Annotated in this window: 6 protein-coding genes and 1 pseudogene; 4 read left to right on the top strand and 3 right to left on the bottom strand. The window is 69.4% G+C overall.

Going from position 1 to position 11,540, the window contains the following annotated elements; all coding sequences use genetic code 11:
* Positions 1-160 precede the first annotated feature (160 nt).
* The 4 genes and pseudogenes from hydA to GBZ26_RS20590 form a co-directional block, all read left to right on the top strand.
* A pseudogene (gene hydA, locus GBZ26_RS20575) lies at positions 161-1,618 on the top strand (dihydropyrimidinase); the annotation flags it as partial.
* Between the two features lie 31 nt (positions 1,619-1,649).
* A complete protein-coding gene (locus GBZ26_RS20580; protein ID WP_174440443.1) occupies positions 1,650-3,065 on the top strand; it encodes an amidase in 1,416 nt (471 codons plus the stop codon).
* Positions 3,066-3,192: 127 nt separating this feature from the next.
* On the top strand, positions 3,193-5,004 hold the full coding sequence (locus GBZ26_RS20585; RefSeq protein WP_174440444.1) for a carbon starvation CstA family protein: 1,812 nt from the start codon (positions 3,193-3,195) through the stop codon (positions 5,002-5,004).
* A gap of 229 nt (positions 5,005-5,233) precedes the next feature.
* On the top strand, positions 5,234-6,487 hold the full coding sequence (locus GBZ26_RS20590; protein ID WP_174440445.1) for an MFS transporter: 1,254 nt from the start codon (positions 5,234-5,236) through the stop codon (positions 6,485-6,487).
* A gap of 161 nt (positions 6,488-6,648) precedes the next feature.
* Here the strand turns inward: GBZ26_RS20590 and GBZ26_RS20595 are convergent, their stop codons facing one another.
* The 3 genes from GBZ26_RS20595 to GBZ26_RS20605 are packed head-to-tail and all read right to left on the bottom strand — an operon-like array spanning position 6,649 to position 11,393.
* Positions 6,649-7,797, bottom strand: a complete 1,149-nt coding sequence (locus tag GBZ26_RS20595) for an osmoprotectant NAGGN system M42 family peptidase (protein WP_425514947.1) — start codon at positions 7,795-7,797, stop codon at positions 6,649-6,651.
* Positions 7,798-7,827: 30 nt separating this feature from the next.
* A complete protein-coding gene (gene ngg, locus GBZ26_RS20600; protein WP_174440447.1) occupies positions 7,828-9,609 on the bottom strand; it encodes an N-acetylglutaminylglutamine synthetase in 1,782 nt (593 codons plus the stop codon).
* A gap of 8 nt (positions 9,610-9,617) precedes the next feature.
* On the bottom strand, positions 9,618-11,393 hold the full coding sequence (locus GBZ26_RS20605; RefSeq protein WP_174440448.1) for an N-acetylglutaminylglutamine amidotransferase: 1,776 nt from the start codon (positions 11,391-11,393) through the stop codon (positions 9,618-9,620).
* Positions 11,394-11,540: the final 147 nt, after the last annotated feature.

Consider the following 11,540-nt stretch of genomic DNA (forward strand, 5'->3'; position numbering starts at 1 on the left):
AGGGGACCCGTCGCGCAAGCGGCGGGGAGGGTGAGGGGGCCGGTGCGCGTGCGCACCGCGAAGGGGCATACTGCCCCTTCGCCATCCCCTGGCATGGGCTTTCGCCCATGCTGCCCCCTCACCCTAACCCTCTCCCCGGAGGGGAGAGGGAACAAACTGGTCATCCAACATGAGGGTTGCCATGAACTTCGATCTGGTCATCCGCAACGGCACGGTCGCCACCGCGTCGGACGTGTTCAAGGCCGACGTCGGCGTGCGCGGCGGGCGGATCGCCGCGCTGGGCGAGGGGCTGGCCGCCGGGCGGGAGGAGATCGACGCCGCCGGGCTGCTCGTCCTGCCGGGCGGCGTGGACGGGCACGTCCATTTCGACCAGCCGACCGGCGACGAGTCCGTCATGGCCGACGATTTCCTAACCGGCACGCGCTCCGCGGCCTTCGGCGGCACCACGACGGTGCTGCCCTTTGCCTGCCAGGAGAAGGGCAAGACGCTGCGCGCCGCGGTGGACGACTATCACCGCCGCGCCGCCGGGAAGCCGCTGATCGACTACGCCTTCCACCTCATCGTCACCGACCCCACCGAGCAGGTGCTCGGCCAGGAGCTGCCGGCGCTGATCCGCGAGGGCTACACGTCCTTCAAGATCTACATGACCTACGACGCGCTGAAGCTGAACGACCGCCAGATCCTGGAGGTGCTGGACATCGCCCGGTCCGAGGGCGCCATGGTCATGATGCACGCGGAGAACGCCGACTGCATCGCCTGGCTGACCGAGAAGCTGGAACGCGCCGGCCAGACCGCACCGTTCTTCCACGGTGTCTCCCGCCCCCGCGTGGCGGAGCGCGAGGCCACCCACCGGGCCATTTCGCTGGCCGAGCTGGTCGACGTGCCGATCCTGATCGTCCATGTTTCCGGCGCCGACGCGGTGGAGCAGATCCGCTGGGCGCAGGGGCGCGGCCTGCGCATCTACGCCGAAACCTGCCCGCAATACCTGTTCCTGACCGCCGACGATCTGGGCGGGGAGGGGTTCGAGGGCGCCAAGTGCGTCTGCTCGCCGCCGCCGCGCGACGCCGCGAACCAGAGGGTGATCTGGGACGGGCTGACCGGCGGCGCCTTCCAGGTCTTTTCCTCCGACCACGCGCCCTTCCGCTTCGACGGGCCGGGCGGGAAGAAGGTGCATGGCGAGCAGGCGCCCTTCCGTTGCGTCCCCAACGGCATCCCCGGCGTCGAGACGCGCCTGCCGCTGCTCTTCTCCGAGGGCGTGATGAAGGGCCGGATGGAGCTGACCAAGTTCGTCGAGCTGACGTCCGCCAACCCCGCCCGCATGTACGGCCTGCACCCGCGCAAGGGCACCATCGCCGTTGGGGCGGACGCCGACATCGCCCTGTGGGACCCGTCGCGCACCGTGACCATCACCAACGGCATCCTGCACCACAATGTGGACTACACGCCCTATGAGGGGATCGAGGTCACCGGCTGGCCGGTCGTCACGCTGTCCCGCGGGGAGGTGATCTGCCGCGACGGCGAACTGCTGGCCGAGCCGGGGCGCGGCGCGTTCCTGCCCTGCGGTCTGCCCGCCCCGGCTCGGCCCAAGGGCTCGCCCGCCCCGGTTTTGCCGTTCTAAACTCGGCCCGTCGCAACCGGAGATCATGACCATGAGCGCTCCCGACCTGTTCCGCCTCAGCGCCGCCGACATGGCGGAGGGTGTGCGCACCCGCCGCTTCCGGGCACGCGACCTCGTGGCGGCGAGCCTGGAGCGCATCGCGGCGCTGGACGGCGGGCTGAAATCCTTCATCACGGTGGCCCCCGACGCGGCCCTCGCCGCCGCGGAGGAGGCCGACCGGCGGGTCGAGGCCGGGGCGCCGCTCGGCCCGCTGCACGGCGTGCCGGTGGGCGTGAAGGACCTGACGCTGACGGCGGGGCTGCGCACCACCTACGGCTCCACCCTCTACGCCGACCTGGTCCCCGACACCGACGACCTCAGCGTCGCCCGGCTGAAGGCGGCCGGCGCCATCATCGTCGGCAAGACCAACACGCCGGAATTCGGTTTCGGCGCGATCACCGGCAACGAGCTGTGCGGGCCGACCGCCAACCCCTACGACCACGACAAGACCAGCGGCGGGTCGAGCGGCGGCAGCGCCGCCGCGGTCGCCGCCGGGCTGGTGCCGCTGGCCCAGGGGACCGACTTCGGCGGCTCGGTGCGCACGCCGGCCAGCTTCTGCGGGGTGGTCGGGCTGCGCCCGACGCCGGGGCGCATCCCCAGCCCGGGCCGCGCGCTGGCCTGGGACGGGCTGGCGACGCAGGGCTTCCTCGCCCGCGATGTGGCCGACGCCGCGCTGGCGCTGGCCGCCGTCAGCGGGCCGGACCCGCGCGACCCGACCTCCCTTCCCGTGCCGGAATGGACGGTGCCGGACCTCGACGCCCTCGACCCGCTGTCGCTGCGGGTGGCCTGGAGCACGGACCTCGGCTCCGCCCTGATCGACCTCGGGCTGGCCGAGCGGTTCGAGGCGGTGATGCGCGGGCTGGAGGGCCGCTTCGGGGCGTTCGTGGAGGCCACACCCGATTGCCGGGAAGCGAGCGCCGCCTTCGGCACGCTGCGCGCCGCGCACATCTTCCACACCTACGGCCGGACGCTGGAGCAGGACGGCGACCGGCTGAGCCCGTCGGTCGCCTGGAACATCGCGCGGGGCAAGGGGCTGACCGCCGCCGACTATCTGCGGGCGGAGGCCCAGCGCAGCGCCCTCTACCGCCGCTTCGCCGCCTTCTTCCACGACCACGACATCCTGATGACGCTGAGCGCCAGCGTGCCGCCTTTCCCCAACGCCCAGGGCGACGTGACGGAAATCAACGGCTTCCGCCTGTCCACCATCATCGACTATCTGGCGATCACCTACACGGTGTCGCTGATCGGCTTCCCCTGCCTGTCGATCCCCTGCGGCTGGACGGCGGACGGCCTGCCCATCGGCCTGCAACTGATCGCCCGCCCCTACGAGGAGGACCGGCTGCTGCGCTGCGCCCGCTTCCTGGAACGGGAGGTGGGGTTCCGCCATCGCTGGCCGGAAGGGCTGTAACGCCGGTCCGCCGCTTGCCCCCGCATTCCGACCGCTCGCCACGCCATGGTGCCGCTCCGGGGAGGGCGCCACACGGAGGATGAAACCCGGCCTAACGTGACGGCAGTTCCTTCCAAGGAGAGCTGTCATGGATCACGCCCTAACATTTGTGATCGCGACACTCTGCATCCTCGCCCTCTGCTACCGCTTCTACGGCGTGTTCTTTGTGCGCAAGGTGCTCCGTGCCGATGATTCCGAGGTGACGCCGCCCCACATCCTGGCCGACGGGCGAAACTATGTTCCCACCAAGAAGTGGGTGAACGCCGGCCAGCATTTCGCGGCGATCGCCGCCGCCGGTCCGCTGGTCGGTCCCGTGCTGGCCGCGCAGTTCGGCTATCTGCCGAGCTTCCTGTGGCTGCTGATCGGCTGCGTCATCGGCGGCGCGGTGCACGACACCGTCGTGCTGTTCGCCTCGATGAAGCACAAGGGCCAGTCCCTGTCGGAGGTCGCGAAGGCCGAACTCGGCCCGGTCGCCGGCTGGTGCACCGGTCTGGCGATGCTGTTCATCATCACCATCACCATGGCCGGCCTGTCGATGGTCGTCGTCCATGCGCTGGAGCGCAACGCCTGGGGCGCCTTCGCGGTCTTCATGACGATCCCGATCGCCGTGGCGCTCGGCCTCTACGAGAAGATCACCGGCTCGTCCAAGGGCGCCACGCAGGTCGGCATTGCCGCCATCGCCGCCTCCGTCTTCGCCGGCCCCTACATCCAGGGCACGGTGCTGGGCAGCTGGCTGACGCTGCACGCCGAGACGGTCGCGCTGATCCTGCCGATCTACGCCTTCTTCGCCACGGCGCTGCCGGTGTGGATGCTGCTGACCCCGCGCGGCTACCTGTCGAGCTTCATGAAGATCGGCGTGTTCGGCGCGCTCGTCGTCGGCGTCGTCTTCATCAACCCGGAAATCCGCTTCCCCGCGCTCACCGACTTCATCCATGGCGGCGGCCCGGTGCTGGCCGGCCCGGTGTGGCCGTTCATCTCGATCACCATCGCCTGCGGCGCCATCTCCGGCTTCCACGCCTTCATCGGCTCGGGCACCACGCCGAAGCTGATCGACAAATGGAGCGACATCCGCACCGTGGCCTTCGGCGGCATGCTGGCCGAATGCGTGGTCGGCGTCATGGCGCTGATCGCCGCCACCTCCCTGCACCCGGCCGACTATTTCGCCATCAACTCCTCGCCCGCCGCCTTCCAGGCCCTGAACATGCAGGTCGTCGATCTGCCGCGGCTCAGCCAGGAAATCGGCCTCGACCTCTACGGCCGCACCGGTGGTGCTGTGACCCTGGCCGTCGGCATGACGGAAATCTTCACCCGCATCCCGTGGTTCGGCACGCTGGCCTCCTACTTCTTCCAGTTCGTCGTGATGTTCGAGGCGGTGTTCATCCTGACCGCGGTGGACAGCGGCACCCGCGTGGCTCGCTATCTGATCCAGGACCTGGGTGGCGACCTCTATGCCCCGCTGAAGCGTCTCGACTGGGTGCCCGGTTCGATCGCCGCGAGCGTGCTGGCCTGCGTGGCCTGGGGCTACCTGCTGACGTCGGGCGACATCAACTCGGTGTGGGCGCTGTTCGGGGTGTCGAACCAGCTCATGGCCTCGGTCGGCCTGATCATCGGCGCCACGATCATCCTGCGCCTCGGCCAGAAACGGGTCTACATGCTGACCTGCCTCGTCCCGCTGGCCTACCTGTTCGTCACGGTGAACTACGCCGGCTACTGGATGATCACCAACGTCTATCTGAACCCGCTGGCCAAGGGCTACAACGTCTTCAACGCCGGCATCTCGATCATCATGCTGTCGCTGGGCTTCGTGATCCTGATCGCCGCGCTGAAGAAGTGGAAGGAACTCCTGCGCATCCGCAAGGACACCCTGCCTGAGACGCTGATCGCCACCCCGGCCGAATAGCCGGACACCGGGCAAGCCGCCCCAAGACGACCAAGCGCTCAACCGGAAGAGGTATCGCTGCTCCCCCAGCGGTACCTCTTCTGCGTTTCTGTGGAATGGCTGGGACGCCACCGAATCCGCGAATTACAAGGGTTGATTCGCCATCCGGCGGGTGCCATCCAAGGGCCGGCGCCGTGGCCTCCGGGATGCGGCGCCGGTTTTTCCGTGAAAGGAACAGGTGGTCGGACACATGCCGCAGGTTGCACGGTCGGTACTTTCGCTCCTGCTCGGGGTCGCATTCCTGATGCTGGGCAACGGCGCGCTCAGCACGCTCATCGGCCTGCGGCTGGCCGGCACGGAGTCCGGCGCGGTCGCGGTCGGCCTGATCACCGCGGCCTTCTACACCGGGCTGACCGGCGGCTCGCTGTTCGCCCACCGCGTCATCACGCGGGTCGGCCACATCCGCGCCTTCGCCGCCTTCGCCTCCGTCCTCTCGGCGGCGGCGCTGTCGCACGCCCTGTTCGCCGCGGTGCCGCTGTGGACGGTGCTGCGGCTGGCCGAGGGCTTCTGCATGGCCGGCCTCTACATCTGCATCGAAAGCTGGCTGAACGGCACCGCCAACAACGAGACGCGCGGGCAGATCCTGTCGCTCTACATGGTCACGCTCTACGCCGCCTCGGCGGTGGGCCAGCAGCTGTTGCAGCTCGACGACGCGGCGGGCGTGCGCATCTTCATGCTGATCGCCATCCTGCTGACGCTCGCCCTGGTGCCGGTGGCGCTGACCCGGACCACGCCGCCGACCCTGCCCAACGTGGAATCCTACGGGTTGCGGCGGCTGTACGAGGCGTCGCCGCTGGGCGTCGTCGGCGTCTTCATCAGCGGGACGGTCACCGGCTCCATCTACGGCCTTGCCCCGGTGTTCGGCGCGGCCTCCGGCTTCGGGGTGTCGGGGACGGCGCTGTTCATGAGCACCCTGATCCTGGGCGGGGTGGCGCTGCAATGGCCGCTGGGGCGGCTGTCCGACCGCTTCGACCGGCGCGCCGTCATCATCGGCCTGTCGGCGGCGCTGGCTCTGGTCAGTGTCGGCATGATCCTGGCGGAGGGCAGCGGCCGGCAGGAGACGCTGCTGCTGGTGGCGCCGTTCTTCGGCGGGCTGGCCTTCACGCTCTACCCGGTCTGCGCCGCCCACACCAACGACCACGCCGGGCCGGACAATGTGGTGTCGGTCAGCGGCGGTCTGATCCTCGCCAACTCCGTGGGGGCGATCATCGGGCCGCCGCTGGCGTCCGCCGCCATGGGCTTCGCCGGGCCGGAGGCGCTGTTCGGCTTCATCGCGGCCGGGGCGGGCTCGGCGACGCTCTACGGCCTGTGGCGCACGCGCATGCGTCCGCCGCCGCCCGCCGAGGCGCAGGCCAGCTTCCGCCCGCTGCCACAGACGACGCCGACGGTCACCCCGCTCGACCCCGTGGGGCCGCCCCGGCCGGAATTGGCGGCGGGGGAGTAAGGAGATTTGCGGTGTGAAACCCTCTCCCGTCCCGGGAGAGGGAAGGGGCCCGCGCAAAGCGCGGGAAGGGTGAGGGTAAAGCCAAGAAAAGGCGCCTTGATCCTTGGATTTACCCTCACCCGGCGCCTACGGCGCCACCCTCTCCCGGGGCGGGAGAGGGCCTATTCCTCCGTAACCTTCGCGGGGGCGGTGGGCTGCCAGGGGAAGGCGCCCATCGGGCCCATGCCGACGCGGTCGCGGGGGATCGCCACGTCGCTCTGCATGTAGAGGGCGATCAGCTCGGCCAGCGAGCGCAGGGAGTCCGCGTGGATGCGCTCGTAGCCGTGGGAGCTGTCGATGCCGAAGCAGACCAGCGCCGTGCGGATGTCGTTGCCGGCCTCGATGGCGGCGGCGCTGTCGCAGCGGTAATAGCGGAAGACGTCGCGCTGGTGCTCGATCTCGTGCTGCTGGCACAGCGACAGCAGCTTGTGCGTCAGGTGATAGTCGAAGGGGCCGGTGCTGTCGGCCATGGCGACGGTGACGCCGAACTCGCGGCTGTTCTGGCCCATGGCGGTGGTGCCGTTGTCGATGGTCACCATCTCCGCCACGTCCTTGTGCAGCACCGACGAGGCCCCGGAGCCGACCTCCTCGGAGATGGTCAGCAGCAGGTGGCAGTCCACCGGCAGCGGCAGCTTGGCGTCCAGCACCGCCTTGGCGGCGGCGAAGATCACCGCCACACCCGCCTTGTCGTCGAGATGGCGGGAGTTGATGAAGCCGCTGGCGTCGAATTCCGCCTGCGGGTCGATGGCCACGAAGTCGCCGACGTTGAAGCCGTGGGCCTGCAGTTCCGCCAGAGTCTCGCAGCGGGCGTCCACCCGGATCTCCAGATTGGTCCAGGCCACCGGCTGGGTGTCGATCTCCTCGTTGAAGGTGTGGCCGGACGCCTTCAGCGGCAGGATGGTGCCGCGGTAGCTGCCCTTGTCGGTGTAGACGGTGCAGCGCGCCCCCTCGGCGAAGCGCGCCGACCAGGTGCCGATGGGCACGACTTCCAGCCGGCCATTGGCTTTCAGCATCTTCACCTGGGCGCCCAGCGTGTCGAGATGGGCGACCACGGCGCGGTCGGGGCTGTACTGCCGCCCCGCCAGATCGGCGCGGATCGCGCCGCGCCGGGTCAGCTCGAAGGGGATGCCCAGACGGTGCAGCTCGTCGCCGCAGAAATGCACGATCTGGTCGGTGTACCCGGTCGGGCTCGGGATCTCCAGCAGGCGGCGGAGAAGGCCCGTCAGATAGTCCATGTCGATGACCGGACGGACGATTCCGGTCCGCGTCAAGGCTGCCTGCTCCATACCACCTCCTGAACGTCACGCCCGCGGATCGACCGCGGAGTAGGGGAAGAGAAGATCAAGGAAGCGTTCGGCGGTCGGCTGCGGTTCGTGGTTGGCAAGGCCGGGCCGCTCGTTCGCCTCGATGATCGCGTAGTCGGACCCCAGCAGGTCAGGGATCAGCAGATCCAGGCCGACCACCGGAATGTCGAGCGCGCGCGCCGCCTCCACCGCCGCCTCCACCACGCGGTGGTGCAGGCGGTCGGTGATGTCGTGCAGCGTGCCGCCCGTGTGCAGGTTGGCCGTCTTGCGAACGGCCAGCGTCTGCCCCTCCGGAAGGACCGAGCCCATGGAGAAACCGGCGTCCCGCACGCAACGTTCCGTCTCCTCGTCCATCGGAATGCGGCTTTCCCCGCCGGTGGCGGCGGCGCGGCGGCGGCTCTGCGCCTCGATCAGCTGCGCGATCGTCCGCTCGCCGGTGCCGACGATCTCCGCCGGGCGGCGCACCGCGGCGGCGACGACGCGGTAGTCGATGACCAGGATGCGCACGTCCTGGCCCTGCACGAACTGCTCCAGCAGGACCGTGTCGCAGATCTTCTTCGCCTTGGCCACGGCCCAGGCCAGAGTCTCCGCATCGCGCACGTCCACGGTGATGCCCTGGCCCTGCTCGCCGCGGGCGGGCTTGACCACGACGCTGCCGTGGCGTTCCAGGAAGGCGGCGTTGTCGTCCATGCCGTCGGCGGTCATCTGGTCCGGCACCGACAGGCCCGCCCGCAGCAACGTGCGCCGGGTCACCGCCTTGTCGTCGCAGCGGAACAGCGCCACCGCCGAGGTCAGCTCGCTGAGGCTTTCGCGGCACAGGATGCTGCGCCCGCCGAAGCTGAGACGGAACAGGTTGGACTCCGCGTCCACCACCTCCACCCCGATGCCGCGGCGCCGGGCCTCGTTGATGATGATCATGGCGTAGGGGTTGAGGCTGGCCTCCACCGCCGGACCGGCGAACAGCTTCTCGTTGATCGGGTTCTTGGTCTTCAGCGCGAAGACCGGCACCCGCCGGAAACCCAGCTTCTCATACAGCGCGATGGCGTTGGCGTTGTCGTGCAGGACCGACAGGTCCATGAAGCTGCGCCCGCGCTCCTTGAAATGCTCGGCCAGCGCGCGCACCAGCGCCTCGCCGATGCCGGGATAGGCCGCCTGCGGATCGACCGCCAGGCACCACAGGGAGGAGCCGTTCTGCGGGTCCTTGAAGGCGCGGACATGGTCCACCCCGGTGACCGAGCCGATGACCGCCCCGCTGACCGGATCGGTGGCGATCAGGTGGGTCAGCACGCGGCTGTCACGCTCCGACCAGCAGAGTTCCGGGTCCATGGTGACCATGCCGCGGGCGCCGTAGATGCGGTTCACGGCATCCACGTCCTGGCGGCCGCGCAGTTTCTCGATGGCGAAGCCGCGGGTCTCGCCGCCCGGCCGGAAACCGGCCAGCCGCAGGCGGTAGGTGTGGGAGGGGTCGAGGAACAGCTCGGTCGGCGCCTGGGACAACGCCACATGCGGGTCCTCCAGATACAGCGCGATGTCGCGCCGCCCCGGCCCCTCCTGGCGCATCGCCTCGATCAATTCGCCGACGTCGGGAAAGGTGTTGGCGAAGAGCAGGCGGCCCCAGCCGCAATTCACCACCGCGCGCGGCGTCGGCCCCTTTTCCGCTCCGGGATGCCCGGCCCCCGTCCGGCGGTTCGGGCGCGGCGAGTCCTCGTCCATCAGGGCGGAGACCAGGGCGCGTTCGATCCGGAAAGGCGTCTGGGTGCGATTCTGCATCGTCATCATGCGGTGTTTCAGATCCCGTGGGTTTGCAGCCAGAACTCCAGCAGGGCGGCCTGCCAGAGCTTCGAACCGCGAAGCGGAGTGATGTGGGTTTCCGGATCGCTGAACAGGCGGTCCAGATAGGCCGGCTGGAACAGCGCGCGCTGCCGCGCGGCGGGCTGGTTCAGCACGTCGCGCACCAGCTCCAGGTAGGGGCCGCGCAGATACTTCAGCGCCGGAACGGGGAAATAGCCCTTGGGCCGGTCGATGACTTCGGAGGGGACGACCTTGCGCGCCGCCTCCTTCAGGACGTATTTGCCGCCGTCGCGCAGCTTCAGCTCCGGCGGGACGCGGGCGGCCAGTTCGACCAGATCGTGGTCGAGGAAGGGGACGCGCCCCTCCAGGCCCCAGGCCATGGTCATGTTGTCGACCCGCTTCACCGGGTCGTCGACCAGCATGACCGTGGTGTCGAGGCGAAGCGCCTTGTCCACCGGGCGGTCGGCGCCGGGCCGGGCGAAATGGGCGGCGACGAAGGCGCTCGCCGCGTCCTCGTCGGCGAGGTATTGCGGGTTCAGCGCCTCGGCCATCTCCGCGCGGTTGCGGTCGAAGAAGACCTTGGCGTAGGTGGACAGCGGGTCGGTCGCCTCCATCATCGGCGGGTACCAGTGGTAGCCCGCGAAGATCTCGTCGGCGCCCTGGCCGCTCTGCACCACCTTCACATGCTTGGACACCTCCTGCGACAGCAGGAAGAAGCCGATGGCGTCGTGGCTGACCATCGGCTCCGACATCGCCCGCACGCAGTCCTGGAGGGCGGGCAGGGCGCGGTTGCTGTCGATGAACAGCTTGTGGTGGTCGGTCTGGAAGCGCTGGGCGATCAGGTCGGAATACTGGAACTCGTCGCCCTTCTCCTGGCCCACCGTCTCGAAGCCGATGGAGAAGGTCTGCAGGCCGGTCTGCCCGGCCTCGGCCAGCAGGGCGACGATGACCGAACTGTCCAGGCCGCCCGACAGCAGCACGCCGACCGGCACGTCGGCGACCAGACGCCGCTCCACGGCCTTGCGCAGCGTGGACAGCACGGCGTCCTGCCAGTCGCCCTCCGACATCCGCTCGTCGCCGGGCTGCGGGCCGAAGACCGGCTCCCAATAGGTTTCCTCGATGCGGCGCCCGTCCGGCTCCAGCGTCAGCAGGGTGGCCGGCGGCAGCTTGCGCACGCCCTTCAGGATGGTCCCCGGCGCCGGGACGACGGCGTGGAAGCTCATATACTGGTAGAGCCCGACCGGGTCGATCGCGGTGTCGATGTCGCCGCCGGCCAGCAGGGCGGGCAGGGTCGAGGCGAAGCGCAGCCGCCCCGCCGTCTCGGACAGGTAGAGCGGCTTGATGCCCAGCCGGTCGCGGCCCAGCGTCACACGCCCGCTGTCGCGCTCCCAGATGGCGAAGGCGAACATGCCGTAGAGCCGCTCGACGAAGCGAGGACCCCAGGCGTGATAGGCTTTCAGCAGGACTTCGGTGTCGCCGTGCGAGAAGAAGCGGTAGCCCTTGGCCTCCAGCTCCGCCCGCAGTTCCGGGTAATTGTAGATGCAGCCGTTGAAGACGATGCCGAGGCCCAGCTCGGGGTCGGTCATCGGCTGCTGCGCCGCCTCGGACAGGTCGATGATGCTCAGCCGCCGGTGGCCGAAGGCCATCCGGCCATGGGCGAAGACGCCTTGCCCGTCGGGGCCGCGCAACGCCAGGGCTTCGGTCATCGAGCCGACCGCGGACGCGGAGGCCGGGCGAGAATCGAAGCGGATTTCCCCGCTGATGCCGCACATTGTAAGAAATATCTCCGTATTCGAATGGACTGGACGCCGGCAAAAAACGCCAGGAAACGGCGAAGGACCGGCGCCACCCCTCAACAGGCGTGCAGCTTGATCGTCGCAAGGTTGGGGCCTGCCTTGCACAGGGTATCGGGGGTAGGG

This window comes from Azospirillum formosense (assembly GCF_013340925.1).
Taxonomy (GTDB): domain Bacteria; phylum Pseudomonadota; class Alphaproteobacteria; order Azospirillales; family Azospirillaceae; genus Azospirillum; species Azospirillum formosense.

Bases quoted from the DNA above. Each gene is read 5' to 3' on its own strand.
- GBZ26_RS20605 (WP_174440448.1), bottom strand. From the start codon at position 11,393: ATGTGCGGCATCAGCGGGGAAATCCGCTTCGATTCTCGCCCGGCCTCC.
- ngg (WP_174440447.1), bottom strand. From the start codon at position 9,609: ATGATGACGATGCAGAATCGCACCCAGACGCCTTTCCGGATCGAACGC.
- GBZ26_RS20585 (WP_174440444.1), top strand. From the start codon at position 3,193: ATGGATCACGCCCTAACATTTGTGATCGCGACACTCTGCATCCTCGCC.
- GBZ26_RS20580 (WP_174440443.1), top strand. From the start codon at position 1,650: ATGAGCGCTCCCGACCTGTTCCGCCTCAGCGCCGCCGACATGGCGGAG.
- GBZ26_RS20590 (WP_174440445.1), top strand. From the start codon at position 5,234: ATGCCGCAGGTTGCACGGTCGGTACTTTCGCTCCTGCTCGGGGTCGCA.